A 13,629-nucleotide genomic window follows, 5' to 3' on the forward strand; every position below is an offset into this window, starting at 1 on the left:
TCATTCCGCGGCCGTGCGTCCGTACCCCGCACGGCCTGCCATGCGCATTTCGTCAAACTCCATCGAGGCTATTGCAATGATTCAACCCCGTCTGCGGATGTCCAAGCTCACTCTGGGCCTCGTTGCGGCGCTGGCCGCGGCGCCGGTGTTCGCCCAGAGCACCTCCGCCGGTGTCGGCGGTGTGGTGACCCACGGCGGCCAGCCGGTCGCCGGCGCCGAGGTGACCATCACCCACGTCGAGTCGGGCACGGTCAGCCGCGCCACCACCGATGCCGCCGGTCGCTACAACGCGCGCGGCCTGCGCGTCGGCGGTCCGTACAGCATCACCATCACCAAGTCGGGCGACGGCACCAAGACCGAAGACGGCGTGTACCTGAGCGTCAACCAGAACGCCACCATCAACGCCGACCTGACCGGCGACATGGCTGCGCCGACCACGCTGGAGACGGTCAACGCGGTCGCCATCGCCACCGGCTCGGAAGTGTTCAGCGCCACCAAGATGGGCTCGGGCACCAACGTCGGCCGCGAGCAGATCGAAGCGCTGCCGTCGATCAACGGCAACATCCAGGACTACATGCGCCTGGATCCGCGCGTGGCCTTCGTCGATCGCGCCTCGGGCACGATCAGCGCCGGCGGCCTGAACCCGCGCTACAACTCGATCAACATCGACGGCGTCTCGGCCAGCGACACCTTCGGCCTGGAAGGCAACAACATGACCACCCGGCGTCAGCCGGTGTCGATGGAAGCGATCGAAGCCATCGACGTCAACCTGTCCAACTACGACGTCAGCATCGCCAGCGCCGCCGGCGCCACCGTCAACGCGGTGACCAAGTCCGGTACCAACGAGTTCCACGGTTCGGTGTACGGCAGCTATCGCGATGGCGACTGGTTCGGCGACAACCCGGACGGCAGCAAGTTCAACGGCTTCACCAAGGAGAAGACCTACGGCGCGACCTTCGGCGGCCCGATCGTCAAGGACAAGCTGTTCTTCTTCGCCAACTACGAGAAGTTCCAGCAGGACGCGCCGGGCCTCGACCTGGGCAGCACCGCGCTGGGCAAGGCCAACGCCAAGTACGGCATGGCCGACGTGACCCGCGCCCAGCAGATCGCCAAGAACTACGGCTTCGACGCCGGCACCCTGGACAGCGACGGCAACACCGACCTGAAGGAATACGCGCTCAAGCTGGACTGGAACATCAGCGACAACCACCGCGCCAGCTTCCGCTACAGCAAGCTCGACCAGAGCAAGCTGCGCATCAATGGTGCCGGCAACTCCAGCCAGGCCTCGCTGAGCTCGTACTGGTACCAGCACGAGAAGTCGGTCGAGAGCTACGTCGGCCAGCTGTTCAGCGACTGGTCCGAGAACTTCTCCACCGAGTTCAAGGTGTCCTACCGCGACTACTCCGCGATCCGCGTGGTGCCGACCAATGCGCCGAGCATCGCCGTGTACTTCGACGGTTCGGTCGCCAACCCGACCGGCGACGTGCTGTTCCTGGGCACCGAGACCAACTCGCAGGGCAACATCCTCACCACCAAGACCTGGAACTACTACGGTGCGGGCACCCTGACCCTTGACAACCACAACCTGAAGTTCGGCGTCGACTACAGCACCAACGACATCTACAACCTGTACGGCCGCAACACCTGGGGCGTGTACACCTTCTTCGGCCTGGACAACTTCGCCAGCGGCCGCTGGAGCTCGTACCAGCTCAACCAGGAGCGTAGCCCGGGTTCGATCGCGGCCGACTACAAGAACAGCAACCTCGGCCTGTTCGTGCAGGACACCTGGTACGTCAACAACAACCTGACCCTGACCCTGGGCCTGCGCGGCGATCGTGCGAGCGTGAGCCCGGATCCGACCTACAACGCTGCGGCGCAGGCCTACTTCGGCTACGACAACAGCAAGATCTTCAACGGCGATTTCCTGATCCAGCCGCGCGTCGGCTTCAACTACACCTTCGACACCGACCGTCCGACCCAGCTGCGCGGTGGCGTGGGCCTGTTCCAGGGCGATGCGCCGCAGGTGTGGATCGGCAACAGCTACTCCAACACCGGCTTCAACTACAACGCCTACAGCTACACCGCCTACAACCCGGCCCTGCCGTTCAGCGCCAACAAGGACACCCAGCCGGTCCCGACCACGCCGGGTTCGGCGACCCAGGGCGTGAGCTTCGTCGGCAACGACTTCAAGCTGCCGTCGCTGTACAAGGCCAACCTGGCCCTGGATCACGAACTGCCGTGGTACGGCATCGTGGCCTCGGCCGAGTTGCTGGTGACCAAGGTCAACAACGGCCTGTACTACAAGAGCCTGAACATCGGTCGCGTCAACAGCCCTGGCCAGGATCCGAGCCCGGCCTACTACGGTCCGGATGGCCGCGCGCTGTACTGGAACCCGGCGCAGACCGGTCGTCCGTGGGCCACTGGGAACAACCGCTACAACCGCAATCCGGCGTATAGCGACGTCTACCTGATCGACAACACCGACAAGGGCAAGACCCAGCAGTTCACCGTGTCGCTGTCCAAGCCGTTCAGCGAAGGCGGCGACTGGTCCTGGACCCTGGGCTACACCTACACCCACGCCACCGAAGTCGGTTCGCTGACCAGCTCCACCGCCAGCTCGGGCTGGGGCTACCAGTACGCCTTCAACGCCAACTCGGAAACCGAGAACACCTCGCGCTACGAGATCAAGGACCGGATCTCCGGCTCGCTGGACTGGAAGCACATGTTCTTCGGCGACTACGAGACCCGCGTGGGCCTGGTCTACGAAGGCCGCAGCGGCCGTCCGTACAGCTACGTGTTCAACGGCGACGCCAACGGCGACGGCCGTTCGACCAACGACCTGTTCTACGTGCCGAAGGGCCCGGGCGACGTGCTGTTCGGCACGCTGAGCAACACCGGTGCGTTCACCGCCAACCCGGCGCTGCAGCAGCAGTTCTTCGACTGGCTGGCCAAGAACCCGCAGCTGGCCAAGTACGCCGGCAGCTACGCCCCGGCCAACGGCTTCCGTTCCGGCTGGATCAACACCTTCGACGTGCGCATCACCCAGCAGCTGCCGGGCTTCTTCAAGGGCCACAAGTCCGAGGTCTGGCTGGACATCCAGAACGTGGGCAACCTGCTGAACAAGAAGTGGGGCCGGATCTACGACTACGGCTTCTACGCCGACGCTCGCGTCGCCAACCTGCAGGGCATCTACCAGGGCAAGTACGTGTACAACACCCTGTACACCGACCAGCCGACGGCCGCCAACGCCGACGCCGACGGCTTCAACACCGGCGTGTCGCAGTGGTCGCTGCAGCTGGGCTTCCGCTATCAGTTCTGATCGCGGCGCACGCTAGCTGAAGCGTTGGAAACGGCCGGGGCGACCCGGCCGTTTTCTTTTTGTGGGGGCTGAAGTTAAAGTCGCCGGCTGACGACACCGACAAGACATTCGATATGACGACCAGCAATACGGCGGCGCGCGCGCTGCCGGTAGTGGATGCGCGGATCTACCCGCGCGGCGGCCTGGACATCCTCTCGCGCGTGGAAGTGGCGCGCCTGCGCGATGCCTCCAGCGGCGGCCTGCACGAACTGCTGCGGCGCTGCGCGCTGGCGGTGCTGACCAGCGGCAGCGCCTCGGACGATCCGCGCGCGGCGCGCGATCTGTATCCCGACTTCGACATCCAGGTGGTGCAGCGCGACCGTGGCGTGCGCATCGACCTGCTCAACGCGCCGGCGATGGCCTTCGTCGACGGCGAGATCATCAATGGCGTGGCCGAGCTGCTGTTCGCCGTGGTCCGCGACCTGGCCTACATGGCCATCGAGCTGGGCCCCGAATCCAGCACCGACCTGCAGTCCAGCGAAGGCATCACCAATGCGGTGTTCGGCCAGTTGCGCAATGCGCGCATCCTGCAGCCGGCCGATCCCAAGCTGGTGGTGTGCTGGGGCGGCCATTCGATCTCGCGCGACGAGTACCTGTACACCAAGCAGGTCGGCTACGAGCTGGGCCTGCGCGGGCTGGACATCTGCACCGGTTGCGGCCCGGGCGCGATGAAGGGGCCGATGAAGGGCGCCACCATCGCCCATGCCAAGCAGCGCAAGCACGACAACCGCTACATCGGCGTGACCGAGCCGGGCATCATCGCCGCCGAGTCGCCGAACCCGATCGTCAACCACCTGGTGATCATGCCGGACATCGAGAAGCGCCTGGAGGCCTTCGTCCGCATCGGCCACGGCATCATCGTGTTCCCCGGCGGTGTCGGCACCGCCGAGGAGATCCTGTATCTGCTCGGCATCCTGCTGCGCGAGGAGAACCGCGACCTGCCGTTCCCGCTGATCCTCACCGGCCCGACCATCGCCGCGCCGTATTTCGAGCAGATCGACCGCTTCCTGCGCCTGACCCTGGGCGAAGTGGCCACCTCGCGCTACGAGATCGTGGTCGGTGATCCGGTGGCGGTGGCGCGCAAGATGGCCGCCGGCATCCAGCACGTGCGCACGCACCGCAAGGAGCAGAAGGACGCGTTCTACTTCAACTGGTCGGTGGACATCCCGCTGGAGTATCAGCGTCCGTTCGAGCCGACCCACGAGGCGATGGCCGCGCTGGATCTGCACCATGGCCGTCCGCCGCATGCGCTGGCCGCGGACCTGCGCCGCGCCTTCTCCGGCATCGTCGCCGGCAACGTCAAGGAAGACGGCATGCGCCGCATCGAGCAGCATGGCCCGTTCGAGATCCACGGCGATGCGGACATGATGCAGGCCCTGGACGAGTTGCTGCGCGCCTTCGTCGAACAGCGCCGCATGAAGATCTCCGGCGAGTATCGGCCCTGCTACCGGGTCATGGCCTGAGTCCGATCCGGATCGTCGCGACGAACCAGGCGCCATCGCTGGCAGTGTGCAGTGAGGCGCCTTCCAGGCTGTCCAGGCGCGTGCGCAGCGCCGACAGGCCGACGCGGTGACCGCGGCCGATATGCGGCGAAAGGCCGCCTATCGGCACCGGGTTGCGCACGCTGATCTCCAGGGCGCCGTCGCGTTCGCCGATGGCGATGCCGATCTCGCCGCCCTCGGCACTGCATTCGATGCCGTGGTGCACGGCGTTCTCCAGTAGCGGTTGCAGCGACAGCCGCGGAATCCGCACCGGTGCCGGCGCCTCCGGCACCTCCCAATGGACGCGCAGGCGTGGCCCGAAGCGGATCGCCTCGATGTCCAGGTAACGCCTGGCCAGGTCGATCTCGTCCTGCAGGTCGACCAGGTCCGGCGCGGCCAGCGCGGCGCGGAACAGATCCGACAGATCCATCAGCAGTTGTTCCACCTGTTGCGGTTGCCGGTGCACCAGCATCACCGCGGTATTGAGCGTGTTGAACAGGAAGTGCGGCTGCACGCGCGCGGTCAGTGCGTCGATCTCGGCCTGCTTGGCGCGTTCGACCAGTTGCTTGATGCGCACGTGGTTGTGCAGCGCGGCCATGCCGAGCAGGCCGATCAGCAGGGCGATGCCGGACAACTGCAGCGACAGCGTCAGCCATGCGCGGTCGGAGAGCTGCCAGTAGTCGCCGAAGGCATAGAGAATCACGCCGCTGATCAGCCAGGTCAGCGCCTGCATCAGGCCCAGTGTGGCCACGGTGATGGACAGGAAGCCGCATCCGGCCAGCGCCCGGCGCAACAGCAGCAGGCTCGCCAGGGTCAGCAGCGCGACCCACTGGATGCCCAGCGACGCCAGCCCGAAGTAGACCCAGCGGCTCCCTGCCATGCCCGTGCCCGGGACCGGGGTCAGGGCCAGGATGGCCGCGATGCACTCGCCAGCCATCACGATCCAGATCAGGGTCGAGGGTTGCTTGAGGACCTGGAGCTGGTCCTTGGAGTAGGCGGAGGCGGGCATCGGGGCGGAAGGCGGTGGGGCAGGGCCGAGGTGCATCATGCCGGCTGGCGCCCTGTCGCGCACGGTCCGTCCACTCCCCCATATCCGCCATCCGTCGGCAACGGCTGGCGCGGTCGCGGTCCGGCCGCTAGCGTGGCCGGCGGGAGAATCTGGGGAAGGATATGGCTGTTCCTTGCGCGCGTGGCCTTGCCGAACGGACGCAGCGTGGTTTCACGCTGGTGGAATTGATGGTCACCGTGGCGGTGCTGGCGATCATCATGGCGCTGGCGGTGCCCAGTTTCACCGGTCTGATCCGCAGCAACCGCTTGACCGGCGCCGCCAACGAACTGATCGCCGCGGTGCAGTTGACGCGCTCGGAGGCGGTGCGCCTGAACGGTGGCGTCAGCCTCTGCCGCAGCGACGACGGTGCGACCTGCGCCAGCGGCGGCAACTGGACCCGCTACCTGACCGTGGCCCGCGACGGCACGGTGCTGCGCAGCACGACCCTGCGCACTGGCCTGGTCGTCACCAGTACGACCCTGGATGCGATGGGCGACAAGCTGACCTTCGGAGCAGACGGCATCGCGCGCAACAGCAGCGGTACGCCGGTGACAGGAGGCATCGTCGTCTGCATGGCGGTTACCAACCCATCCAACAATGTCCGGAGCGTCAAACTGATGGGCGGCAGTCGCGCCCAGGTCACATCGACATCCGACGGCGGCAGCTGCACCACCACCGGCTGAGCCGGTTCCGGCAAGCGGAGACACCATGAAGCGGTTCGAGAGCGGCAGACACATGGCGGGCGTCACCCTCATCGAGGTGATGATCTCGGTGCTGATCCTGGGGGTGGGGATGCTGGGCGTGGCGGCGATGCAGACCACGGCGTTGCGCAACAACCAGAGCGCGCTGCAGCGCAGCCAGATCGTCATGCAGACCTACACCATCCTCGATGCGATGCGGGCCAACCGCAGCGCGGCGATGCTGGGGGCCTACAACACCGGCAGCATGCTCTGCACGGCGCCGGCGGCGGGCGACCTGGTGGCGAACGACAAGGCGGTCTGGCTCAGCGGGTTGAAGGCGGCGATCGGGGGCGACCCGGCGACCACGTGCGGCTCCATCGCCTGCAACGACGGCAATTGCACGATCACCGTGCAATGGGACGACAGCCGCGGCGTGAACTCCAGTGCCGGCGGCAACACCAGCGGCAGCGCGACCCAGACCCTGAGCACGACGGCCCAACTGTGAACATACTGATCGCGCGGGCGCTGCCACGGCGCCAATCCGGCTTCAACCTGATCGAGCTGATGATCTCGATGCTGCTCGGCCTGCTGGTGGTCGGTGCGGCGATCGGCATCTTTCTCTCCAACCGCCAGACCTATGCGGCGACCGAGGGCCTCAGCCGGCTCCAGGAGTCGGCCCGGACCGGTTTCGAGATGATGGCGCAGGATATCCGCGAGGCCGGCGGCAATCCTTGCGATTCCGGATTGCCGGTCGCGAACGTGCTGAACAATCCCACGGCGAGCTGGTGGATGAATTGGGCGCTGCCGCTGACCGGCTACAAAAACAGCAACCCGTCCGGTCTCACCGTCACGGCAGGCACCGACGCGATCCAGATCCTCTCTGCGGGTACCGGCGGCGCCACCGTGACCGCGCACAACCCGGCGAACCAGACGCTGACGCTCAACGCGGCAGCGCCGGACCTGCACAGCAACGCGATCATGCTGCTGTGCGATCGCCAGCAACTGGCGGTGCTGCAGGTGAACAGCGTTTCCGGCACCACGGCCAGTTACGCGAGCGGCGGCCTCAATACCTGCACACGGCTCGGGCGCCTGCCGGGCGTGTGCGTCGCCGGCTCGAACAATTACACCTACGAGATCAACTCCATCCTGACCGAAGTGCGGGCGGTGCGCTGGTATGTCGCGGCCAGTAGCGGAGGAACGGGCGGCACCTCCTTGTATCAGGAAGTGGCCTTGCCGGGCGGTACCAGCCAGAAGAACGAAATCGCCGATGGCGTCACCGGCCTGCAGTTCAAGTACTTGTCCAAGGACGGCACCAGCTACGCAGACGCCAGCCCCGGGACCAACTGGGCCAACGTGATCGCGGTGAAGATCGACATGACCGTCAGCGCCGATACGTCGGCCGGCGCCAACAAGCAGCCGGTGACGCGGACCTTCAGCACGATCGTGAGCATCAGGAACCGGAACCCGTGAACACGTCGCCATCGCCCCGCCGGCAGTCCGGCATTTCGCTCATCGTCGTCCTGTTGCTGTTGCTGGTGATGACCCTGCTGGGGCTCGCCGTCTTGCGCGGCACGCTGCTGCAGGAGCGCATGTCCTCCAACATGTACGACCGCAGCCTGGGGTTCCAGGCCGCCGAAGGCGCCTTGCGCGATGCGGAGAAGGCCATTCAGAACGCCGCCAAGTCCGGCAATACCATCGGTTTCAATTGTTCGTCGGGAACGACGGTATGCCCGGCCGTTCCCAGCAACACGTATACCGGCAATGCCTCCAGCGGCTGTGCGCTGGGCACCCAGGAGTGCTGGGTGGACGGCACGGTGACGCCGACGGGCCAGGCCGTCCCCGCGCAGTACTACATCCAGTATCTGGGCCAGCGCACCAGCGAGGATCAGCTGGGCCTGGGGTCGAGCATCAATCAGAACCAGTACGGCGGCACCGGCGGCACCTCGCTGGAGCACTACTACCGCGTCATCGCGCGCAGCGGCAACCCGGCCGCGTCCAATGGCCGGGCCATCGTCGTGCTGCAGACCAACGTCACCGTCAAGTAAGGATCCCACTATGACCAGTCGAGCGAAGAAGACGACGTACCGGGACTGGCTCCTTGCCGTGGTGGCCGGTCTATTCATCGGTACTGTAGGCGGGGCCGGTGCGGATGTGGATGTCTCGCAGTCGCCGTTATATGTGGGCAGCGACGTGCCGGGCAACCTGGCATTCGTGCCGTCGGTGGAGTTCCCGACGGTGATCAGCAAGGCGAATCTGTCCGATACCTATTCGGCGTCAAGCAGGTTTGTTGGCTATTTCGATTCCGAGAAGTGCTACAGATACCACTACAGCGCCACTGAGAGCGATCGTTATTTCTATCCCGTCAGCTTGCTGGGCAACAATCCGAGCAGCTATGCCTGCGCTGGGGCGGGCGTGTGGGCAGGCAACTTCCTCAACTGGGCCGCAACCCAGACCATCGATCCGTTCCGCTCGGCATTGACGGGCGGCTATCGTTCGCGCGACACGGCGAGCGAGACGCTGCTGGAAAAGGCGGTCGCCGATCGCGTGGCGACCAGTAATTTCCCGCGCCGTTCGATCAGCAACAATGCCACGCTGATCGCGGGAGGGACGGGTGCGCAGTGGCAGAACTTCAACATGCGCATCGACGGGCTGGGCAACCAGATGTTCTTTGCCAACGGCAACCTGGTCGATCCCTCTTCGAATCAGCAGATTGCCTACGATCCAAGCAAGCATTCCTTGAATGGCAGCTTTCTCAAACCGGATGGCTCCCCTTGCGATACACTTTTCAATCTCGGCTGCGTGCGCGATACGACGCTGACGTTCCAGGTCTCGGTGCGGGTCAAGGTATGCGATGCCAGCCTCGGAACCGCCTATCTTGAAGATAACTGCGTTGCTTACCCTAGCGGCTACTACAAGCCGGAAGGATTGATCCAGCAGTATGCCAAACGGATCCGTTACAGCATCTTCGGTTACAAGAATACCGATGATCCGGCCGTGGATAGCGGTATTCTGCGCGCCAACCAAAAATTCGTCGGGCCTTACACCTACAATCCTGATCAAGGGACACTCGCGAATGCGGCGCGAGAGTGGGATCCGCAGACTGGCGTCATCTATCAAAATCCCGATGTTTCCGATGCTGCAGCAACGACCGCGGCGATCGGTGGGACAGATCCGCGCTATCAGATCGTCAACAGTGGCGTCATCAATTATCTGAACAAGTTCGGTCAACTCAATACCGGCAAGAACGTCAAGTCGTACGATGATGTCAGCGAGCTCTATTACGCCGCAATCCGCTATTTCAAGCATCAGGGTAATATCGCGGCCTACTCTTCGTTGAGCGGAAACGCGCAGCAGCGATACCAGCAAGCCGATGGTTTTCCGGTCATCACCCAGTGGAACGATCCGATTTCCTATCGCTGCCAGATCAATGTGATCTTGGGTATCGGCGACACCAATACGCATTTGGACAAGAATCTGCCAGGCAACACCACCAACCTGAGTGGCGAGCCGGCCACACCTCCGGAAGTGACCCGCGATACCTCGGTCAGCGTCATCGACCGTATGACCCAGATCTGGCGTAAGGAAGGCAAGTCTGCCAACGACGCCGCCTCCAGCGCGGTCACGTCGCAGTTCAACAGCGACAAGAACTCCGCCTACATCGCGGCGCTCGCCTACGACGCGCACACCAAGGATCTGCGTCCCGACACCGCCAGCGATGGCTTGCCTGGCAAGCAGACCCTCTCCACACACTGGGTCGACGTTGTGGAATATGGCGATTACAAGTCGCCGAGCACCAACCAGTATTGGCTGACCACGAAGTACGGCGGTTTCCGTGTGCCGGAAGGCTACGATCCGGAGACCAATATCAGCGCCTTGGCGGACTCCACCTGGTGGGACGGCAGCTCCTACGTCAATGGCAATGCCAATTACAAGAAGCCGGACAATTACTACCTTGCCGCCGACGCGGAAAAGATGGTGGCGAGCCTGCGCCAGGCGTTCGAGCGCATCCTGGAGGAGATGAAGGGTTCTGCAGCCTCCCTCGCCAGCAATACGACCAAGCTTGAAGCGGGCGCGCGGACGTACCAGTCCGTGTTCTACAGCGGCACCTGGCGTGGCGATGTGGTGGCGTACGACGTCAACCAGACCACCGGCGCGCTGACGCAGGCGTGGAGCGCGGGCGCGCAGCTCCCGGCCTGGGATACCCGGACGATCAAGTTCGCCAACTCGAACGGGAATCTGGACAATTTCGCCTACGGCAAGCTCGCCGGAACGCCGTTGTCGTCCGCGACGCAGAACCAGATCGACTATCTGCGTGGCGATCGCTCGCAGGAGAAGGCCAACGGTGGCGTCCTGCGTACCCGTAGCGGCATCCTTGGCGACATCGTCAACTCGCAGCCGGTCTATGTGGGAGCACCCAACCCACGGCTGTACACGACGGCGACGTTCAACGGCGCCAGCGCTTATGCCTCCTTCGCTGCGGCCAAGTCCACGCGCGCGCCGATGATCTATGTCGGTGCCAATGACGGCATGCTGCATGGGTTCGATGCCAGCACCGGTGCGGAGAAGTTCGCCTTCGTGCCGAAAGCGGCGATGACCGGGTTGCTGGACTACACCGATCCGAACTACCAGCACCGGTATTACGTGGATGGCGAACTCACCGTGTCGGACGTCTACTCCGGGGGCAGCTGGCGCTCGGTGCTGATCGGCACCATGGGGCGGGGCGGAAAGGGCATGTTCGCGCTGGATGTCACCGATCCCAACAACATCACTCTGCTGTGGGACAAAACCTCCACGGCCACCGATCTCGTCGGACTGGGCAACAATCTCGGCAAGCCGATCATCGGGCAGCTCGCCAACGGCCAGTGGTACGCGATGCTCGGCAATGGTCCTAACAGCAGCGGCGATTCGGCCGATCTCATCCTGGTGAATGCCATCACCGGTGCGTCCAGCCGTATCCAGACGGGGTCGAGCGGCAACAATGGCCTGTCCGGTGTCCTGGCCTGGTCGTCCAACAACGATTTCATCGTCGATCGTCTGTACGCTGGCGATCTCAACGGGAATGTCTGGCGGTTCGACATGTCCGGCGCGACCGGGACGGTGCGCCAGCTGTTCTCCGCCAACTATGCGTCCAAGGCGCAACCGATCACCGCTGCACCCACGGCGGCGAAGGATCCGGCGACGGGCCTGACCTGGGTGTTCTTCGGGACCGGCAAGTACCTGTCCAGCGGCGATCTGGGCAACAAGGACGTGCAGAGTTGGTATGGCTTGATCGACCGCGGTACGACCATCCCCTCCAATCGCTCCACCCTGAACAAGGTCAACATCCTGCAGGAGGGCACCGTCAACGGCTTTGCCGTGCGCGTGATCGAGGACAAGCCCAGCGCCGGGCAGGACGGCTGGTACATGGACCTGCTGTCGCCTCCCGGCACGCCGCAGGGCGAGCGCATGGTGGTGTCCAACTTCTTCCAGGGCACGGCGCTGATCGGGACCACGCGTATTCCGGATTCGGGCGATGTGTGCAGCCCCAGCGGCAAGGGCTTCGTGATGGCGATCAACCCGTTCACCGGCGGCCGGCTGTCGCAATCCTTCTTCGACCTGGACGGCAGCGGCGGATCCAGCACCGGCGATACACTCAATGGCACACCCGTCTCCGGCATCGGCCTGAACAGCAGCCCCAACAGTCCGATCTTCATCGGCAACCAGATGCAGATCGCGTTGGATAACGCGAGTACGACCACGCTCGGTACCAACAGCAGCGCGCTCAGCATGAAGCGCGTGTCCTGGCGCGAACTTCTGAGGAACAATTGATGCGACTTTCTTCCTTTCCGTCCCGCCGGCAGCATGGCTTCACCCTGATCGAACTGATGATCGTGGTCGCGATCGTGGGTGTTCTGGCGGCGATCGCGTTCGCCAGCTATCAATCGCACGTCATCAAGGCACGCCGCTCGGCCGCGTCCGTCTGTCTGCAGCAGGGGGTGCAGCTCATCGAGCGGTACTACACGACCAAGATGTCGTATGCCGATGTGCCGCTGCCGACGTGTCCAAGCGATGCGGTGCAGTTCTATGATCTTTCGTTCAGCGTCCCTCCGACTGCGAATGCGTTCAAGTTGACCGCGACGCCCCGTACGGACAGTCCTCAGGCCAAGGACACCCAGTGCGGCGCGCTCAGCATCGATCAGAAGGGCACGCGTACGACGTCTACCGGTGCTGGCGAGGGCACCTGCTGGTGAAGCTGGGTCGGTAGGGCGCAGTTGCAGTCAGGAAAGCACGGGTTCACCCCTTGCGATCGGCATGAGGCCTCTATACAATGCGCCTCCCCGCCCGAATAGCTCAGCCGGTTAGAGCACTTGACTGTTAATCAGGGGGTCGTTGGTTCGAGTCCAACTTCGGGCGCCAAATCCGCAAAGGCCGCGAGCGATCGCGGTCTTTGCTTTTGTGCGTCAGTCCGGCGTCCGGCAGGGCATCGGTTCGGTCGCTTTTCGCGTGCGGATGCGTCCGGTGTTGTTCACCACCACCGCTGCGCGTAACCGGCCCCGCTCGCAGATGTTGACGGTCAGGTTGCTGCCGGCGCTGCGCCCATCGGGCAGGAAGCGGACCGAGGGGCGGCCTTGGTTCGAGCGCAGAACCAGGTCGCTGGCGCCCGATGCGCTGCCTTCGCTGAGGATGCTGTCCGGCGCGATCGGCTGGCCTTGCCGTTCCGGGTCGCGGAACACCAGCCAGCCGTGGCTCCAGTCGCTGTCGCTGCGGCAGCCGCCTTCCCCGTTGGACGGGCAGGCGCTGACCGGGACGCCGAAGCTGATCGCGCTGCTGCGTGCCAGGGCGAAGTGCGCGCTCAGTTGGTGCGTGGCCGCTGTCAAACGCTGGTTCGCCAGCAGTTCCCGGAGCGCCGGCAGGCCGATGCCGGCGAGCAGGCAGATCACCGCCATCACGATCATGGCCTCGAGCAATGTGTAGCCTTTGGCTGCAGCGTTCCGCATGTCCGTCGTCTCCCGGTGCGAGGTCGCCAGTCTCGCGGCCGGGCGGCAGGGCTTGAATGAGGGGGTTGTGCGTTCCCATGTAGGA

Annotated in this window: 10 protein-coding genes and 1 tRNA gene; 9 read left to right on the forward strand and 2 right to left on the reverse strand. The window is 64.5% G+C overall.

The features are described from left to right. The first annotated feature begins 97 nt into the window (after positions 1-97). Together ACHWVH_RS08670 and ppnN are read left to right on the forward strand one after the other, a co-directional pair. On the forward strand, positions 98-3,319 hold the full coding sequence (locus tag ACHWVH_RS08670) for a TonB-dependent receptor (RefSeq protein ID WP_017907240.1): 3,222 nt from the start codon (positions 98-100) through the stop codon (positions 3,317-3,319). A gap of 113 nt (positions 3,320-3,432) precedes the next feature. Continuing rightward, positions 3,433-4,821: a nucleotide 5'-monophosphate nucleosidase PpnN gene (ppnN, locus tag ACHWVH_RS08675; RefSeq protein ID WP_295927651.1), complete on the forward strand. Its 1,389-nt coding sequence runs from the start codon at positions 3,433-3,435 to the stop codon at positions 4,819-4,821. Here the strand turns inward: ppnN and ACHWVH_RS08680 are convergent. Beyond that, positions 4,811-5,848 carry a sensor histidine kinase gene (locus ACHWVH_RS08680; RefSeq protein ID WP_017911246.1) on the reverse strand — a complete coding sequence of 346 codons (1,038 nt, stop codon included), beginning with the start codon at positions 5,846-5,848 and terminating at the stop codon, positions 4,811-4,813. The two genes, ppnN and ACHWVH_RS08680, sit on opposite strands and share 11 nt — an antisense overlap. Before the next feature lie 161 nt (positions 5,849-6,009). On the opposite strand from ACHWVH_RS08680, the gene ACHWVH_RS08685 reads away from it, so the two are divergent. The 7 genes from ACHWVH_RS08685 to ACHWVH_RS08715 all read left to right on the forward strand — a co-directional run bounded on the left by ACHWVH_RS08685 (position 6,010) and on the right by ACHWVH_RS08715 (position 12,963). Next, positions 6,010-6,570: a GspH/FimT family pseudopilin gene (locus ACHWVH_RS08685; protein ID WP_081616345.1), complete on the forward strand. Its 561-nt coding sequence runs from the start codon at positions 6,010-6,012 to the stop codon at positions 6,568-6,570. Between the two features lie 25 nt (positions 6,571-6,595). Further along, positions 6,596-7,072, forward strand: coding sequence for a type IV pilus modification protein PilV (gene pilV, locus ACHWVH_RS08690; protein WP_017911244.1), 477 nt, complete (start codon positions 6,596-6,598; stop codon positions 7,070-7,072). Next, complete coding sequence (locus ACHWVH_RS08695) at positions 7,069-8,037, forward strand: PilW family protein (protein ID WP_295927648.1); 969 nt, start codon at positions 7,069-7,071, stop codon at positions 8,035-8,037. The genes pilV and ACHWVH_RS08695 overlap by 4 nt, the downstream gene beginning before the upstream one ends. Beyond that, the gene (locus ACHWVH_RS08700) at positions 8,034-8,612 is read left to right on the forward strand and encodes a PilX N-terminal domain-containing pilus assembly protein (protein ID WP_295927646.1); all 579 of its coding nucleotides are present in this window, start codon (positions 8,034-8,036) and stop codon (positions 8,610-8,612) included. Before ACHWVH_RS08695 ends, ACHWVH_RS08700 begins: the two co-directional genes overlap by 4 nt. Positions 8,613-8,622: 10 nt before the next feature. Further along, on the forward strand, positions 8,623-12,375 hold the full coding sequence (locus tag ACHWVH_RS08705; RefSeq protein WP_295927644.1) for a pilus assembly protein: 3,753 nt from the start codon (positions 8,623-8,625) through the stop codon (positions 12,373-12,375). Then, positions 12,375-12,797 (forward strand): type IV pilin protein, encoded by a 423-nt coding sequence (locus tag ACHWVH_RS08710; protein WP_295927641.1) that lies wholly within the window; start codon positions 12,375-12,377, stop codon positions 12,795-12,797. The genes ACHWVH_RS08705 and ACHWVH_RS08710 overlap by 1 nt, the downstream gene beginning before the upstream one ends. Positions 12,798-12,886: 89 nt before the next feature. Further along, a tRNA-Asn gene (locus ACHWVH_RS08715) sits at positions 12,887-12,963 on the forward strand. 44 nt (positions 12,964-13,007) lie between these two features. Here the strand turns inward: ACHWVH_RS08715 and ACHWVH_RS08720 are convergent. Further along, positions 13,008-13,544, reverse strand: a complete 537-nt coding sequence (locus tag ACHWVH_RS08720) for a GspH/FimT family pseudopilin (protein ID WP_394687169.1) — start codon at positions 13,542-13,544, stop codon at positions 13,008-13,010. Between the last annotated feature and the right edge of the window lie 85 nt (positions 13,545-13,629).

The organism is uncultured Xanthomonas sp., from assembly GCF_964278005.1.
Classification (GTDB): Bacteria; Pseudomonadota; Gammaproteobacteria; order Xanthomonadales; family Xanthomonadaceae; genus Xanthomonas_A; species Xanthomonas_A sontii.

Coding starts and splice junctions, on each gene's coding strand:
- ACHWVH_RS08685 (WP_081616345.1), top strand. CDS start 6,010: ATGGCTGTTCCTTGCGCGCGTGGCCTTGCCGAACGGACGCAGCGTGGT.
- ACHWVH_RS08680 (WP_017911246.1), bottom strand. CDS start 5,848: ATGCCCGCCTCCGCCTACTCCAAGGACCAGCTCCAGGTCCTCAAGCAA.
- pilV (WP_017911244.1), top strand. CDS start 6,596: ATGAAGCGGTTCGAGAGCGGCAGACACATGGCGGGCGTCACCCTCATC.
- ppnN (WP_295927651.1), top strand. CDS start 3,433: ATGACGACCAGCAATACGGCGGCGCGCGCGCTGCCGGTAGTGGATGCG.
- ACHWVH_RS08670 (WP_017907240.1), top strand. CDS start 98: ATGTCCAAGCTCACTCTGGGCCTCGTTGCGGCGCTGGCCGCGGCGCCG.
- ACHWVH_RS08720 (WP_394687169.1), bottom strand. CDS start 13,544: ATGCGGAACGCTGCAGCCAAAGGCTACACATTGCTCGAGGCCATGATC.
- ACHWVH_RS08710 (WP_295927641.1), top strand. CDS start 12,375: ATGCGACTTTCTTCCTTTCCGTCCCGCCGGCAGCATGGCTTCACCCTG.
- ACHWVH_RS08705 (WP_295927644.1), top strand. CDS start 8,623: ATGACCAGTCGAGCGAAGAAGACGACGTACCGGGACTGGCTCCTTGCC.